The following is a 15,700-nucleotide window of genomic DNA, read 5'->3' on the forward strand; positions in this document are numbered from 1 at the left end:
TAACTTGAAAATGGAGTTTTTTTCGAAGTGAGTAACTCAAAAATTGTGATTTTTTAAGAAGCAAGATTTTGTCAGGTCACCTTGCGAAGTTTATTAGATATCTAAAAAGCTTTTATAAAGTAAATTTAGATATCAATAAACGATTGAACCTATGAAATCTATGAGTTTTTTCATATAAACTTTTTTTAAAATTTAGGACTTTTGCTTCAGCACTACTAGACATTTTTTATATATTATATTATTATTGTTCTTATAAAGAAATTAGTAGGAGTTTATTATGCAGATAGTAGAAGGTTATTTAAATAAGATTATTTTCCATAACAAAGAGAATAATTATTATATCTTATCAATATTTTTAAATGATCAATATGACTTCATTGAGGGAGACTATTTAAGTGTTGTTGGAACATTTAATGACTTTGAATTTGTAGAAGATGATTTATACTCGTTTAAAGGTGAAATAGTGCAACATAGAAAGTACGGTACACAATTATCTGCTATTGTAGTAGAACCAGTTATTGAAAAAGATAAAGAATCCATTGTATCTTACCTATCCAGTTCAATTTTCCAAGGTGTCGGTAGAAAAACAGCCGAATTAATAGTTGATACACTTGGAGTTGATGCATTAGATAAAATTTATGAAGATAAAGATTCCCTATTTAACATAAAAGGTATTCCAGAGCAACGAAAAGATACAATATATGCTACTATTGTTGCAAATAAACAAACCCAAGATATCATATTAAAACTAAATGAATATAATTTAAGCAACAATTTAATTCTTAAAATATATAATTTTTATAAACATAATACCTTACGCACAATCACAGAAAACCCCTACGCTCTAATAAAAGATATAAAAGGAATTAACTTTAAAACTGTAGATAAAATAGCTGAGACTAATGAAATTCCTGCAAATGATCAAAATAGAATTTTATATGGATTTATTTTTACTATCAACTCGTATTGCTTTTCAACAGGTAATACTTACATATCAAAAAACAACCTATTATACAATACATTTAATACATTATATGCATCACGAAACATAGCAGTGTCTAAAGAGGATATCTTAAACTCTTACACTTTTGCTTTAGATACTGGAAAATTAGTTGAAATTGAAGACAGGGTGTTTTTACCTGAGATTTACTATTCTGAGTACTCTATTTATAGTGACATCAGCAGAAGATTAGAACTTGATGATAATTTTGAAATCAGCGACAGCTTACTTGATAAATATATCGAAGAAGTTGAAGAAGAATTAGAAATCTCTTACGATATAGTACAAATTGCAGCAATCAAAAACTGTATTCTCAATAATTTTTCCATTTTAACAGGTGGACCTGGAACAGGTAAAACTACCATCATACTCGCAGTAATAAAAATCTTCCAAAAAATAAAAAACTACAGTATGCATGACTTACTTGATAAAACTAGAAGTATTCTTACTTTATGTGCACCCACCGGTAAAGCAGCAAAAAGAATGGCAGAAAGTACCGGCTTTTATGCTTCAACAATTCACAAAGCCATAGGTTGGAGTACAGAAGATGAAAACATGGAAGAATTCGTTAGCGAAAAATATATAAAATCAGAACTTGTCATAATCGATGAGTCTAGTATGATTGACGTATTCTTAATGTACAACTTACTAAAAATCATTAATAAAGATGCTAAAATTATTCTAGTCGGTGACAATGATCAACTTCCTTCCATTGCTCCAGGTAACGTCCTAAATGACCTGATTAATTCAAAAGCAATTTCGACTGTTAAATTAAATAAAATTTTTAGACAAAGCGAACACTCAAGTATTATTAACATTTCACATTCAATAAAAAATAATATACCATTTGATATATTAGAAAACTTCGATGATAAAGAGTTTATTTCAGCAAACAAAAATGAAATGATAAACGTAATTTCAGCAGTTTATGATGATTTAATAAAAAATACAAATAAAGAAAATATTCAGATTTTAGCTCCTATATACAAAGGAACAAGTGGAATTAACGAAATCAATATGGCTATTCAATCGAGATTTAATGATAATGAAGAGAAAATAGAATATGGAGAATTAATTTATAAAGTTAATGATCGTGTTATGCAGTTAGTAAATAGACCTGAAGATAATATATTCAATGGAGATATAGGATATATAGAAGAAATTTATAAAGAAGGAAATAAAGTAAAAATAGTAATAGATTATGATGGAAATTTTGTAACCTATGAAAAGACAGAGTTGAATCAAATTACCCTTTCTTATGCTTGTTCAATTCACAAAGCACAAGGTTCTGAATTTGAAAATGTTATAATACCATTTATTGATAATTATAATTTTATGTTAAACAAAAATCTAACATATACAGCAATAACGCGAGCCAAGAAAAAATTAATATTATGCGGTGATTCAAAGGTATTTTATAAATCTATTGAACCAACAAATGTCGTAACTAGACAAACTTCACTAGAGTGGTTCTTCACTACAGATAGAGAAGCGGAAATACAAGATATTGAATTAGAAGAAGAAATTAAAGAATATATCTTAGATTTTCAAAATATTAATACTATCGATCCAATGATTGGTATGGATAATATAAAACCAACCGACTTCCTTTAATCATAATAACGAAACCTGGAAATAGAGTAACATCCACTTCCAGGTTTTGTTTATTGTATTTACATTGCTACAAGATCACGTGCAATCTTATCTATATCATTAATATTTAAGAAAGCAGCATCTATTGCAGCACCTTTCTTACTTTCTACTGAAGAGTTTACAGCACTTACTACATTTTTAGTTAAAACTTCTAAACGAGTAATTTTTTGCTTAACCTCATCTAATTTTCCATATTCAATAGTCTCGTTAGATAATGATTTTAAAGTTAACATTGAAGAATTTACCTTTTCTGTTACTTCTTTGAACTTATCAACTTTATCTCCTAAAGAACGACTTTTATCAAGATCAGTTTGAATAGTTCCTGCCAATTCGTCAAAACTAATCAACTCTTTAGAAAACGAAGTTAATTTATTTTTCATATAATCTTTTGAATATTTCTTATTTGTAATTTCAAAACTCTTATTAGCACTATCTTTAACACTAAATGTAGCAGTGTTATTATTTTTAGTAACAATTACAATATTGAAGTCTTTATTATTAAATTCGTTTGAATTAATACCCTCGATATTAATTGCTTTCCCATTAAAACCATTTAATTTCAATGATTTTAACAGTGCATCAAAACCTTCTTTACTTATTACTTCATCATTAGTTGAAATAACTAATTTATTATCTTTTTTATTAAATTCTGTTTTTTCTAGCTGGCTTATTGAAACAGAATTAGTAAGATTTTGCAATTGTTCAGTAGAAATATCTCCTTTAGAACTACAACCTTGCAAAATTAGCAAGGTTGTCAGTAATATTATCAGCTTTTTCATTACTTATTAGAATAATTCTGGTGCTGAGATAATGTTTAAGTTTTCGTCGATTTCAAATACTAATGGAGTACCAGTTGGTAAGTTAAGATCTAAGATTTGTTCATCTGAGATGTTTAATAAGTATTTGATTAACGCTCTTAAACTGTTACCGTGAGCAGAGATAAGTACGTTTTTACCAGCTTTAATTTGTTTAGAAATATCACTTTCCCAGTATGGTAATACACGATCAATAGTAAGTTTTAAGCTTTCTCCTGTTGGGATTTCTCCTTCTGGAATTTCTTTATATCTATCGATGTTTCCTGGGTACATGTCGCTAGATTTATCTAACGCAGGAGGTGCTACGTCAAAACTTCTTCTCCAGATGTGAACTTGTTCGTCACCATATTTTTCAGCTGTTTCAGCTTTGTTAAGACCTTGTAAAGCTCCATAGTGTCTTTCGTTTAATCTCCAGCTTTTGTGTACTGGAATCCATAATAAATCTAATTCTTCTAAGAATAAGTTTAGAGTTTTGATAGCACGTTTTTGGTATGAAGTGTAAGCTACATCAAAAGTAAGACCTAATTCTTTAAGAGTTTGTCCACCTTTAATAGCTTCTTGTCTACCTTTATCAGTGATATCTACATCAACCCATCCAGTAAATCTGTTTTCAAGGTTCCATTGGCTTTCACCATGTCTAGTTAATACTAATTTCATTTAAGAAATCCTCCTAGTTTTGTTATTATATTTTTATTATACAATATTTTCTAGTATTAGTACATAGTTTTTATGTGAAAAACACAATTGAAAACGGGAGTGACTCAAAAATCGTGATTTCGAAGAAACAAGATTTTGTCGAGTCACCCCCGCAAAGTTTATTAGATATCTAAAAAGCTTTTATAAAGCGAATTTAGATATCAATAAACCACTGCGTCTATGAGTTATCATATGAACTTTGTTAGATTTTAGGACTTTTGGGTCAGCCACATTTATGTTGTAGTATTTACTGATATATATTAGTATATAAAAATAAGATTAGGCTCTAATTACAGTACACCTAATCTTAAAGTAGTAAACAATATTTTTTTATCATAATAACCTTTAGAACAGAAAATGTTTATATTAATACACTTTACGGTTCAACTTTCCTCTTTTTACAATTTTTAATTTATTAGTTTCAAAAAATGTAAATACTTTTGCCAATAAAACTAGTATAATTATCCAATATATAAACATAAAATTACCTTCTTTCTTTTTATACGTAAAACTTAATTTCTTATCGTACTTATATAATAACATACGGAAAACCGAAAATCAAGTAAAAAATTCATATTTCTTAATTTTTTTTATAAAGTTACTTGATTTTATATACGGTTTACTTTATAATTTATATATAGATAAAAAAAGATTGGAAAAAATATTATGACTACAACATTTAGTATCAGATTTAAACAATGTTTAAAAGAAAAGAATATAAAGCAAGCTGAACTTGCTCGTTCTACTAATATTACTCCATCATCAATTAGCGATTGGTCTAAAGGTAAATATACTCCAAAAAGAGATAAGCTTATTGTTTTAGCTGAATATTTATCGGTTAATCCAGATTGGCTTGTCGGCGACAGTGATACAATGGCTATCGAAACTCCTAAAGAAAAGTTATTTAACACAGAAGATTTTTCCGATGATGTTTCAAAGTTACCTATTCTTGGAACTATCTGTGCCGGTGATGGTGTTTATATTGAAGAGGAATATGATGAGCATATTTTCATAGATCAAGGAATGAGAGCTGATTTTGCACTAAGAGTAAAGGGAGATAGTATGATTGAAGCTGGTATTTTTGATGGCGATTTAGTATTTATCCGCCAACAAAGTTCAGTTAGAAACGGAAAAATTGCTGCTGTTCGTCTAACTGAATGGAATGAAGCTTCTTTAAAGAAAATATTCGTTAAAAATGACAATGTAATTCTTTATCCTTGCAATCCTAATTATGAGCCTATTGTTACGCGTAACGTAGAAATAATTGGAGAATGCGTTGGTGTATATAGGGAACTTTAATTTTTTGATTTTAAACAGATTATTTATGACAAAAAAACGAGAGTTTGATAACTTAGATACTTTTCTAAGTAACTCTCGCTTTTTTTATTTACGAACTAAAAATGCCATTCTATCTCTATTATTAATATCTTTATAAACTTGTGCTAAATAATCATTTTTCTCAGATAGATTTATTATCTTATCTCTTTGATCATAACCAATTTCGAAGAACATTACACCATTTTCTTTTAGATAGTCTTTGGCTTGTTCGATAATTTTTCGATAGAAGAACATACCTTCTTCTTCAGCAAATAAAGCAAGATGCGGATCATAGTTCAGTACATTTTCTTTCATAGTCACTTCATCTTTGCGGTCAATATAAGGAGGATTAGAAACAATAATATCAAATTTATCATCAATATTATTAAAAATATCCGATTGTATAAATCTAACATCAGTATCATGATATTGTGCATTTTCTTTTGCAACTTCTATAGCTTCTTCACTAATATCACTAGCTACGACATCAATCGAGATTTGATCTAGTTCTTTTTTTAATGTAATAGCAATAATACCACTTCCCGTACAAAGGTCTAGAATTTTTAAATTATTCTTATTATTCGCTTTTACATATTCAATCACTTTATATATAAGCTCCTCAGTCTCCATCCTCGGTGATAAGACATCTTTCGTAACTTTAAATTTTCTATCATAAAAATATTCGAAACCTACCAAATGACTTAATGGAACATCTTCTTTAATATGTTTTTCAATCAAAGAAAAATATTTTTCTTCATTTTCTTTAGACATTTGCTCTGACATGCAATTCGAGAATAACTGTGGACTTTCGTCTAGCATGTACATTAGTAAAAATCTAGCCAAAGATTCTTCTTTTCCTTGTCTTCTTAAAAGAAGACAAGCCTTTGTTATAGCTTGCCTTCTGTTCATTATAGTTCTTCACCTTTATTAAGTTCTGCCATTTTCTCAGCTTGCTCAGCAATACGAAGTGCTTCTAGAACTTCATCAAGTTTCCCTTCCATAATTTGGTCTAATTTTTGAATAGTTAAACCAATTCTATGGTCAGTAACACGGTTTTGAGGATAGTTATATGTTCTAATACGTTCAGAACGATCCCCAGTACCAACTTTAGATTTACGTTCAGCATCAAACTTGGCTTGTTCTTCTTGTTGATATTTATCATATACACGAGCACGTAAAACTTTCATAGCTTTTTCTTTATTCTTAATCTGCGAACGCTCGTCCTGCATAGATACTACAACACCTGTAGGAATGTGAGTTAAACGTACAGCTGACATTGTTGTATTTACCGATTGACCTCCAGCACCACTTGATGCAAATGTATCAACACGGATATCATTTTCATTAATATCAATTTCAATCTCTTCAGCTTCTGGTAATACTACTACTGTTGCTGTTGAAGTATGGATACGTCCACTTGATTCTGTTGTAGGAACACGTTGTACGCGGTGCGCTCCACTTTCGAATTTCATCTTAGAGTATACATCTTCTCCAGAAATAATGAAGATTGCTTCTTTAATACCACCGATTCCAGTTTCAGAACGTTCTAATACATCAACTTTCCATCCTTGTGATTCAGCAAATCTAGTGTACATACGTAATAAATCACCTGCGAATAATTGTGCTTCATCACCACCGGCTGCTCCACGAACCTCAACAACAACGTTTTTACCATCGTTAGGATCTTTTGGTAATAATAGAATTTTTAATTCTTCTTCCATAGGTGCAAGAGTTGGTTCTAATTCCTTAATCTCCTCTTGCATCATTTCTTTCATTTCTTTATCTTCTTCAATTTCAAGAAGTTCTTTTGTATCTTTAATTTGTTGAACTATATCTTTATATTCTCTAAATACAGCTACTGTTTTTTCAATAGAGCGTTGTTCTTTTGAATATTCCATAAGTTTCTTTGTATCACTTACAACATCTGGATCACTAAGTAATTCGTTTAACTTTTCATAACGTTCTTCAACTATCTCAAGTTGTCCAAAAATTTCCATTTGTTCCTCCTAATTTATCTTTTAATTTCATGACAATGACGACATCTAGCTTCATATGATTCACTAGCTCCAATAACTACGATTGGATCATCATACTTAGCAGGTTCTCCATTAATCAATCTTTGACTTCGACTTGCTTCTTTTCCACATTTATTGCATACAGCATGAAGTTTAGTTACCATCTCACTAACAGCCATAATTTCAGGCATAGGATGAAATGGTTCTGCTTTGAAATCCATATCTAAACCTGCAACAATAACACGAACTCCATCATCAGCAAGCTTATTTATAACTTCAACAATTTTATCGTCAAAGAACTGTACTTCGTCAATTCCTATGATATCATATTTTTTATCATTTATATAGTCATAAATCTGCTCTGCTTTATCAATATTTACAGATTCATAACTATTTCCATTATGAGTAGAGACTTTGTTCTCTTCGTATCTATTATCTATAGACGGTTTAAATAGAAGCACGTTCTGCTTAGCAATTACTCCACGTTTTATACGTCTAAGTAACTCTTCTGACTTCCCAGAAAACATGCTACCACAAATACATTCTATCCATCCGAATTTTCTATTTTCTATCATTATTAATCCCCTCGGGCTTATATTATACAATTACTAATAGAATAAAAACAGACAATCCAATAAAGAAATGTCTGTTTTATTTTTCTTACTTGATACCGTATTTTTTGTTGAAACGTTCGATACGACCATCTGCTTGAGCGAATCTTTGACGCCCTGTGTAGAATGGGTGTGTATCTGAAGAGATCTCAACTTTTAATAATGGGTATGTATTTCCATCTTCCCACTCGATAGTTTCTTTAGATGGTTTAGTAGAACCACTTAAAAATTTGAAACCACTTGTAGTATCCATGAATACAACTTTACGGTAATCTGGGTGAATTCCTTCTCTCATTATTATCGTCTCCTTCTGCCCTGAACGCTTTTAATACGAACAGAGTTATTTTTCAGTGAGTTAATCACATACCTACTTATTATAAATAATATTCTAAAAAAAATCAAGTACTTTTACTAATATTTGTAAACTTTTTTTGTTGACAGCTATTACTTCTTCTACCTTTTAAATTTTATCCCTAATTTTCTTTTTTACATGTTTACACTAAAAGGAGGCTTACTATTTAAATTCTTTTCAATAGCTTGCCTCCTAATAATTTATTTACTTTTTACTTCTTCAGTTGCAACATCTTCTCCGAACCATTTCTTAGAAATCTCTTGGAATTTCTCCTCTTTGTACATCTCATAGAATGCTTCATTAATTTTTTTAACAAGTGTTACATCTGCTTTTCTTGCTCCGACTGCAAAAGCCTCACTATCGAATCCAGCATTTAAAATATCAAAATCTTCTAATTTGTTTTGTTGTTTTAAATAATAGTTTGCATACACTCTATCGATTAACAATGCATCTATTCTATCATTTTCTAAGTCAATTAAAGCTTCATTGAAACTTTCGTACTGAGTAGCATCATTATTCTTTACAATATTTTTAAGAACATCTGGATTTTCATTAAAAGTATCATATCCAGATGAACCATTTTGAGCACCTAGAACCTTATCTTTTAAGTCTGTTACATTTTTAATACCTTTAGATTTCTTTACAACTACGACCTGTTCATTTATCATATACTGCTTAGTAAATTGCACAACAGCTTCTCTTTCTGCAGTTTTCGAATATCCATTCCAAATTAAATCAATATTACCATTCTTTAATTCTGTTTCTTTTAAATCCCAGTTTATAGCTTGCCACTCTACCTTAATTCCATATTTTTCAAAGACAGAATTCGCTAAATCTATATCAAAGCCAACATTTTTTCCACTTTTATCTTGGAAGCCCATCGGTACAAATGTATTATCGAAACCAATAACAATCTTCTTATCTTTTTGAAAATCATTCCAATTATCTTTTTTTGGTTTATCTTTTCCTCCGGAAGCACAACCCGTAATTATTAAAATAGTAATAATAAGTGTTAGAAAGAATTTTAATTTTCTCATTTAATCACCTCTTATTTCGGTTCTACTTTTAGAATACTATCGGCAATATTTTCAGCAAACTGTAAATCATGAGTTACAACAATTTGTGTAATACCTAGTTCTCTATTCTTAAGTATTAATTTTTCAACTTCTAACCTTAATTCAGGATCTAATGCACTTGTCGGTTCATCATAACCTATAATTTTTGGTTCTATCATCATAGCGCGAGCTAAAGCAACCCTTTGTTTTTGACCTCCTGATAATGAAGTCGGATAATTATTAATCTGTTTTTCTAAACCAAGTTTTTCTAACAATTCAATCGCCTTTTTCTCAGCATCACTTTTTGCCATATTCATAGTTTTAATTGGAGATAAAACTAGATTTTCTAGGACAGTAAGATGAGGGAAAAGTTGAAAATCTTGGAATACAAAACCTAAAAGATTTCTTTTTTCCAATTCATCAATCGGAAGAGATTCACCATTATAAATAATTTCACCTGAGTCTATTTTTTCAAGACCAGCTAACATTCTTAATAGGGTTGTTTTCCCACCACCAGAAGGTCCTACTATTGCTAAAATCTTATTCTCTTCAACTGTTAAATTAAAATCCGATAGTATTTGTCGATCTTTGAATTTTTTACTAATACTTTTTAATTCTAACATAAGTTACCTCCTATCATAATTATAACGTTTCTCTACTTGTTTAGATACAAGCGTTACTACCCCTATTAAAATCAGATAAATAGCTCCTGCAACAAACATTGGTAATAAACTAGCATCCCTATTGGCTGCTGTTCTACTTGCTAATATTAGGTCACTGATTCCTAATGCATAAACTAAAGATGTATCTTTAACAAGACTCATTATCTCATTAAATACACTAGGTAGAACTATTTTAACTACTTGCGGTAATATTACATATCTAATTGTTTGAAACTGAGTAAATTTCAATACCTTTGCCGCTTCATATTGTCCTTTTGGTATAGATTCAATACCTCCACGGAATATTTCAGCAAAGTACGCTGCATAATTTAAGGTGAATGCAATAATAGCTGCAGGTAATCTATCAAAACGTATTCCTACTGAAGGCAGTACATAATAGATAAAAATTAACTGTAATAATAACGGTGTTCCACGCATAATCCAAATATAAATATTAATAAAATAATTTAGTATCTTTATATTAAAACGCATTATGAATGCAACAAAAATACCTAATGGAATAGATAAAATTAATACTAAGAAGAATACTTCTAAAGTTATTAATGCACCATTCATCAGACTTGGTAATATTTCAATTAAATATTCCATATATTATCCTCCTTTTTTATATTTTTTATTCCACTCTACAGCCATATAGTTGTGTTGTGTTTAGAATTTTTATATTATATTATAACACAATTTAAAACAAACAAAAACCCCTTATTTTACTAAGGGGCTAAATTTCTTATTTATTTAATTTTGATTCGTGGAATTTTTTCATAATTCCTTCTTTTGATAATAAACTTCTAACTGTGTCAGAAGGTTGAGCTCCATTACCTAACCATTTTAATGCTAACTCTTCATCGATTTTAACTTCTGCTGGTTCTTTAACAGCATTGTAAGTACCGATAGTTTCGATAGAACGTCCATCACGTGGAGATCTTGAATCAGCAACAACGATACGGTAGAAAGGTGATTTTTTAGCACCTAATCTTTTTAAACGGATTTTTACTGCCATGTTTGTACTCCTTATGTTTCAACTTTTTTATTAATTTTATGTGTGTGTTTATGAAGTGTTTTAATGAAAAAGTTGAATCTATAACGCTAAGTTTTCTAAGCTAGATATTATTCTAACATTAAACTAAAAGTATGTCAATACTTTTCGGTGAAAAATGTCAACTTTTTTTGTTGACTCACCTAATCCTTATTATACCAAGTTTATTTTACTAAGTAAAGATAAAATATTTATAAAAAAATACACCTTATACCATAAGGATAATCAAAAATAAGAAGTGACTCAACAAAATCGATTTCCACGAAATCACGATTTTTGAATCATCTTTAACATATATTTCAAATTTTAATCTTCTAAAACTTTAGCAATTTCACTAAGTACTTGATCTTTACCTATTTTAGTAACCGAAGAAAATGGAATAATCGCCATATTGTTCGTTAGGTCTAATTCTCGTTTTATAATTCCCGTATTTTTAGCCAATTCATTTTTTGATATTTTATCAATTTTTGTCATAACGATTACGAATGGTATCTCGTAGTAATTTAAAAATTCATTCATCTCAATATCATCTTGCGAAGGCTTGTGTCTACTATCAATTAAATGTAATACAAATCCAAGGTTTTCACTATTAGTAAAATACTCAACTATCATATCATATAGTTTTTCTTTTTCAGGTTTTGATAATTTTGCATACCCATATCCCGGCACGTCTACTAGAACTACTTGATCATTTACATCGAAAAAGTTTAGTGTACGAGTTTTCCCTGGTTTAGAAGAAACACGAGCATAGTTTTTTCTTTCTAAAATTGTATTAATAAAAGATGATTTCCCAACGTTTGAACGACCACACATCGCAACTTCTGGTTTATCATGTTCTGGATATTGTTTTTTTGATACGGCACTTATAAGTAAATCTACATTATGTGTATTTAACTTTTTCATTATTATTCTCCAAATACTATTTTAAATACTTCTTGAATATTGTCTACTGCGTGAATAGTTAATTTTTCAAGAACTTCTTCAGGTATATCAATTAAATCTTTTTTATTCTTAGTTGGAATAATAATAGTATTAATATTCATTTTTTCAGAACTTAAGATTTTCTCTTTAACCCCACCGATTGGTAGTACTTTACCATGTAGAGTCATCTCTCCAGTCATCGCAATGTTATTATCAACTGGCTTTTTAGTTAAAGCTGAATATACTGAAGTAGTAATAGTAATACCTGCTGACGGACCATCCTTAGGAACAGCTCCTTCTGGAACATGTAGATGTATATCAATTTCTGAAAAATTAACATCTTCAATTCCTAGTTTTTCTGCATTAGAACGTAAAAATGAAATAGCCATTTGAGCTGACTCTTTCATGACATCCCCTAGCTTACCAGTTAAAATGATTTTCCCATTACCTTTAGAAATTCCTGTTTCTATCTCAAGTGTATCCCCACCTACAACAGTATATGCTAAACCATTAACTAATCCAATCTCAGGTTTTACATTTTTATCTTTAGCACTATATTTCTCTGGACCCGCAAATTCCTCAAGATTATTAACTCCAACCTTGATTTTCTCTTCACCCTTAAGAACTTTTAACGCAGCTTTTCTACAAACAGAACCAAAGATACGCTCTAAATTCCTAACACCAGCCTCATAAGTGTATCCATTAATTATTTTATTAATAGCTTGCTTACTAAAAGTAATTTGACCTTTTTTAAGTCCATTTTCTTTAATTTGACGTGGAATTAAATACTTAGTAGCAATATTTTCCTTTTCTTTAATCGTATATGATTCAAGTTCAATAACTTCCATCCTATCTCTAAGAGGCGCTGGAATTAAACTTAAATTATTTGCAGTAGCAATAAACAGCACTTTCGATAAATCAAATGGAATATCTAAGTAATGATCAACAAACTCATTATTTTGAGCTGGATCAATCACCTCAAGCATTGCAGCTGCCGGGTCACCTTTTATATCAGAAGCCATTTTATCAATTTCATCTAATAAAATAACAGGATTCTTAGTTTTAATTTTTTTCAGTGACTGAATAATTTTACCAGGTAAAGCACCTAAATATGTTCGCCTATGTCCACGAATTTCAGCTTCATCATGGACACCTCCTAAAGAAATACGTACAAAACTTCTTCCCATAGAAGCGGCAATAGACTTAGCTAATGAGCTCTTACCTACCCCTGGAGGTCCAGATAAACATAATATTGGTGACTTCATATCATCACGTAACTTCTTAACAGCTAGAAACTCTAAAATTCTTTTTTTAATTTTCTCTAGACCATAATGATCTTCATTTAGAATTTTTTCGGCATTTTGTATATCAATTTCATCATCAGTTAATGTGTTCCACGGTAAAGCCACTACAGTATCTAGGTAAGTTCTAATTATAGAATGTTCTGGACTCATTACCGGTGTTTTCTCTAAACGGTCTACTTCCTTTAATAATACTGCCTTGTCTTCTTCAGATAACTCAATTGCATTAATCGCTTGACGAATTTTTTCAATATCATCATCTTCAGGTGCAATTTGTTTCAATTCATCTTGCACAACTTTCATCTGTTCTCTTAAGAAATACTCTTTCTGTTGATTATCGATATTCGTACGAACTTTTTCATCTATTTCACGTTTATAACTATTACCAACTAAAAACGCTTCTAAACTTCTATTTAAGAAAATTGCTTTTTTCTCTAAATCTAGTAAAAACAATACTCTTTGTTTTAGCATCTTATCGATTGGGAAAAATTTAATATTTTTATTTATAAATTTCTCTAAATCATCAGTTTTATAATAATCAATATCAAAGTTCTCTCTCTTTAAATAGTTTTCAAACTTTGTTTTGATGCTATTTAATAATCCTTCTTTATCAAATCCATTATCTACGATTTCTCTTATATTAATATCTAAATTTTCTACAATATTATTGTTATAAACACCACTCTTTACCTCAGCTATACCGTAGCAGTGATATTCATACTTTTTATTTTTTTTATCAATTGTAAGTTGACCATATGTACCAAAGAAAACATTGAATCCATTACTATCAAATACATCCTCTTCAGAAAATGAATCATCATAACTATCAATTGGTTTTCTCTTATACGTTACAAAAACTGGAATTTTATCTTTTTTTACAGTTTTTATCGTTTTTAAAAATTTTTTGTCCGTTACATCTATTGTATAAGTATTAGACGGAAAGAATAAATCTCTATTCTCTAATAAATAATATTTTGTCAAAACGAACTCCTCTCTAACCTATTTATTTTAAAATTGGTTTTGTTTTATTAATTACATTATCACGTGTTACCGTGCAAGTTTTAATATCTTTTTTACTTGGAATTTCAAACATTACATCTAAAAGTAACTCTTCGATAATAGAACGTAAGCCTCGAGCTCCTGTTTTTCTCTTAATCGATTCTTTAGCAATTTCTACTAATGCCTCTTTTTCAAATACTAGTTTTACTCCATCAAGTTCAAATAAATATTCATATTGTTTAACTACCGAATTCTTAGGCTCTGTTAGAACCCTAACTAAATCATTCTCATCTAGTTCTTCAAGGTAACATACCACTGGGATACGTCCTATAAATTCTGGAATCATACCAAACTTAACAAGATCTTCGTGTTTAACTTTAGAAATGATATCCTCATTATCATTTAACTCATCACTCTTAGAAAAACCAATAACTTTTTCTCCAAGACGACGTTTAATAATTTCTTCAATACCTGAGAATGCACCACCAATAATAAATAGTATATTCTTCGTATTTATTTTTATCATTTCTTCACCAGGGTGTTTTCTTCCTCCTTGTGGTGGAACACTAGCGACAGTACCTTCTAAAATTTTAAGAAGAGCTTGTTGAACCCCTTCTCCAGAAACATCACGTGTAATTGAAACATTCTCACCTTTTTTAGCAATTTTATCAATTTCATCGATATAGATAATACCTTTTTCCGCTCTTTCTATATCGTAATTTGCACTTTGAATAAGGCGAAGAAGAATATTTTCAACATCTTCCCCTACATATCCAGCTTCTGTTAATGTAGTTGCATCAGAAATCGCAAAAGGAACATCAAGCATCTTCGCTAATGTTTGCGCTATTAACGTTTTCCCAGATCCAGTGCTACCTATTAAAGCAATATTACTTTTTTGTAATTCAATACCCTTGTTTTCTTTTGCTATAATTCTCTTATAATGATTGTAAACAGCAACAGCTACTGATTTCTTAGCTTTATCTTGGCTAATTACATACTCATTTAAATGTTCCATGATCTTTTGAGGTTCTAATAATTTAAATACCGGTTTATTTTTTGCATTTCTATAGTCAATTTCTTCTTCGATTATATCTGAGCATAAATCAACGCATTCATCACAAATAAACACGTCATTCCCTGCAATCATTTTAAAAACTTCGTTAGTATTTTTTCCACAAAAAGAGCATCTTACTTCATCTTTCTTTTTAACCATAATTACACCTCACATTATTGAACTTTTCTTATATCT

15 protein-coding genes are annotated in these 15,700 nt (G+C 29.8%); 2 read left to right on the forward strand and 13 right to left on the reverse strand.

The genetic code is table 11. The features are described from left to right. The first annotated feature begins 277 nt into the window (after nucleotides 1-277). Nucleotides 278-2,614, forward strand: a complete 2,337-nt coding sequence (locus RWQ74_RS02640) for an ATP-dependent RecD-like DNA helicase (protein ID WP_314396541.1) — start codon at nucleotides 278-280, stop codon at nucleotides 2,612-2,614. Nucleotides 2,615-2,673: 59 nt separating this feature from the next. Here RWQ74_RS02640 and RWQ74_RS02645 read toward each other — a convergent pair whose 3' ends face one another. Beyond that, the gene (locus RWQ74_RS02645) at nucleotides 2,674-3,393 is read right to left on the reverse strand and encodes a hypothetical protein (RefSeq protein ID WP_314396542.1); all 720 of its coding nucleotides are present in this window, start codon (nucleotides 3,391-3,393) and stop codon (nucleotides 2,674-2,676) included. A 45-nt stretch (nucleotides 3,394-3,438) separates the two neighbouring features. Beyond that, on the reverse strand, nucleotides 3,439-4,125 hold the full coding sequence (gpmA, locus tag RWQ74_RS02650; protein ID WP_060914713.1) for a 2,3-diphosphoglycerate-dependent phosphoglycerate mutase: 687 nt from the start codon (nucleotides 4,123-4,125) through the stop codon (nucleotides 3,439-3,441). Nucleotides 4,126-4,830: 705 nt separating this feature from the next. On the opposite strand from gpmA, the gene RWQ74_RS02655 reads away from it, so the two are divergent. Further along, the gene (locus tag RWQ74_RS02655; RefSeq protein ID WP_314396544.1) at nucleotides 4,831-5,463 is read left to right on the forward strand and encodes a S24 family peptidase; all 633 of its coding nucleotides are present in this window, start codon (nucleotides 4,831-4,833) and stop codon (nucleotides 5,461-5,463) included. 84 nt (nucleotides 5,464-5,547) lie between these two features. Here the strand turns inward: RWQ74_RS02655 and prmC are convergent, their stop codons facing one another. The 11 genes from prmC to clpX form a co-directional block, all read right to left on the reverse strand. Continuing rightward, on the reverse strand, nucleotides 5,548-6,390 hold the full coding sequence (prmC, locus tag RWQ74_RS02660; RefSeq protein ID WP_314396547.1) for a peptide chain release factor N(5)-glutamine methyltransferase: 843 nt from the start codon (nucleotides 6,388-6,390) through the stop codon (nucleotides 5,548-5,550). Beyond that, nucleotides 6,390-7,478 carry a peptide chain release factor 1 gene (prfA, locus tag RWQ74_RS02665; RefSeq protein WP_003145535.1) on the reverse strand — a complete coding sequence of 363 codons (1,089 nt, stop codon included), beginning with the start codon at nucleotides 7,476-7,478 and terminating at the stop codon, nucleotides 6,390-6,392. The genes prmC and prfA overlap by 1 nt, the downstream gene beginning before the upstream one ends. A gap of 14 nt (nucleotides 7,479-7,492) precedes the next feature. After that, on the reverse strand, nucleotides 7,493-8,071 hold the full coding sequence (locus RWQ74_RS02670) for a thymidine kinase (protein ID WP_314396549.1): 579 nt from the start codon (nucleotides 8,069-8,071) through the stop codon (nucleotides 7,493-7,495). Nucleotides 8,072-8,156: 85 nt separating this feature from the next. After that, the gene (locus tag RWQ74_RS02675) at nucleotides 8,157-8,402 is read right to left on the reverse strand and encodes a type B 50S ribosomal protein L31 (protein ID WP_003145327.1); all 246 of its coding nucleotides are present in this window, start codon (nucleotides 8,400-8,402) and stop codon (nucleotides 8,157-8,159) included. Between the two features lie 257 nt (nucleotides 8,403-8,659). Further along, nucleotides 8,660-9,496: an amino acid ABC transporter substrate-binding protein gene (locus tag RWQ74_RS02680; RefSeq protein WP_314396551.1), complete on the reverse strand. Its 837-nt coding sequence runs from the start codon at nucleotides 9,494-9,496 to the stop codon at nucleotides 8,660-8,662. A gap of 11 nt (nucleotides 9,497-9,507) precedes the next feature. Beyond that, nucleotides 9,508-10,137 (reverse strand): amino acid ABC transporter ATP-binding protein, encoded by a 630-nt coding sequence (locus tag RWQ74_RS02685; protein ID WP_314396553.1) that lies wholly within the window; start codon nucleotides 10,135-10,137, stop codon nucleotides 9,508-9,510. 3 nt (nucleotides 10,138-10,140) lie between these two features. Beyond that, the gene (locus tag RWQ74_RS02690; RefSeq protein WP_314396556.1) at nucleotides 10,141-10,785 is read right to left on the reverse strand and encodes an amino acid ABC transporter permease; all 645 of its coding nucleotides are present in this window, start codon (nucleotides 10,783-10,785) and stop codon (nucleotides 10,141-10,143) included. Nucleotides 10,786-10,921: 136 nt separating this feature from the next. Further along, a complete protein-coding gene (gene rpsP, locus RWQ74_RS02695; protein ID WP_314086294.1) occupies nucleotides 10,922-11,194 on the reverse strand; it encodes a 30S ribosomal protein S16 in 273 nt (90 codons plus the stop codon). Nucleotides 11,195-11,536: 342 nt separating this feature from the next. Then, entirely contained in the window at nucleotides 11,537-12,133 is a 597-nt protein-coding gene (gene yihA / locus RWQ74_RS02700) for a ribosome biogenesis GTP-binding protein YihA/YsxC (RefSeq protein WP_294682432.1), read from the reverse strand. A 2-nt stretch (nucleotides 12,134-12,135) separates the two neighbouring features. After that, nucleotides 12,136-14,433, reverse strand: a complete 2,298-nt coding sequence (gene lon, locus RWQ74_RS02705; protein ID WP_314396559.1) for an endopeptidase La — start codon at nucleotides 14,431-14,433, stop codon at nucleotides 12,136-12,138. Nucleotides 14,434-14,455: 22 nt separating this feature from the next. Continuing rightward, nucleotides 14,456-15,664, reverse strand: a complete 1,209-nt coding sequence (clpX, locus tag RWQ74_RS02710; protein WP_314396562.1) for an ATP-dependent Clp protease ATP-binding subunit ClpX — start codon at nucleotides 15,662-15,664, stop codon at nucleotides 14,456-14,458. Nucleotides 15,665-15,700: the final 36 nt, after the last annotated feature.

Origin of the sequence: uncultured Gemella sp. (assembly GCF_963525165.1) — a bacterium.
In the GTDB taxonomy this organism is placed as follows: Bacteria; Bacillota; Bacilli; order Staphylococcales; family Gemellaceae; genus Gemella.

What these genes read in the sequence shown, in the direction of transcription:
- RWQ74_RS02640 (WP_314396541.1), top strand. Translation starts at nt 278, where the DNA reads ATGCAGATAGTAGAAGGTTATTTAAATAAGATTATTTTCCATAACAAA.
- gpmA (WP_060914713.1), bottom strand. Translation starts at nt 4,125, where the DNA reads ATGAAATTAGTATTAACTAGACATGGTGAAAGCCAATGGAACCTTGAA.
- RWQ74_RS02655 (WP_314396544.1), top strand. Translation starts at nt 4,831, where the DNA reads ATGACTACAACATTTAGTATCAGATTTAAACAATGTTTAAAAGAAAAG.
- prmC (WP_314396547.1), bottom strand. Translation starts at nt 6,390, where the DNA reads ATGAACAGAAGGCAAGCTATAACAAAGGCTTGTCTTCTTTTAAGAAGA.
- prfA (WP_003145535.1), bottom strand. Translation starts at nt 7,478, where the DNA reads ATGGAAATTTTTGGACAACTTGAGATAGTTGAAGAACGTTATGAAAAG.
- RWQ74_RS02670 (WP_314396549.1), bottom strand. Translation starts at nt 8,071, where the DNA reads ATGATAGAAAATAGAAAATTCGGATGGATAGAATGTATTTGTGGTAGC.
- RWQ74_RS02675 (WP_003145327.1), bottom strand. Translation starts at nt 8,402, where the DNA reads ATGAGAGAAGGAATTCACCCAGATTACCGTAAAGTTGTATTCATGGAT.
- RWQ74_RS02680 (WP_314396551.1), bottom strand. Translation starts at nt 9,496, where the DNA reads ATGAGAAAATTAAAATTCTTTCTAACACTTATTATTACTATTTTAATA.
- RWQ74_RS02685 (WP_314396553.1), bottom strand. Translation starts at nt 10,137, where the DNA reads ATGTTAGAATTAAAAAGTATTAGTAAAAAATTCAAAGATCGACAAATA.
- RWQ74_RS02690 (WP_314396556.1), bottom strand. Translation starts at nt 10,785, where the DNA reads ATGGAATATTTAATTGAAATATTACCAAGTCTGATGAATGGTGCATTA.
- rpsP (WP_314086294.1), bottom strand. Translation starts at nt 11,194, where the DNA reads ATGGCAGTAAAAATCCGTTTAAAAAGATTAGGTGCTAAAAAATCACCT.
- yihA (WP_294682432.1), bottom strand. Translation starts at nt 12,133, where the DNA reads ATGAAAAAGTTAAATACACATAATGTAGATTTACTTATAAGTGCCGTA.
- clpX (WP_314396562.1), bottom strand. Translation starts at nt 15,664, where the DNA reads ATGGTTAAAAAGAAAGATGAAGTAAGATGCTCTTTTTGTGGAAAAAAT.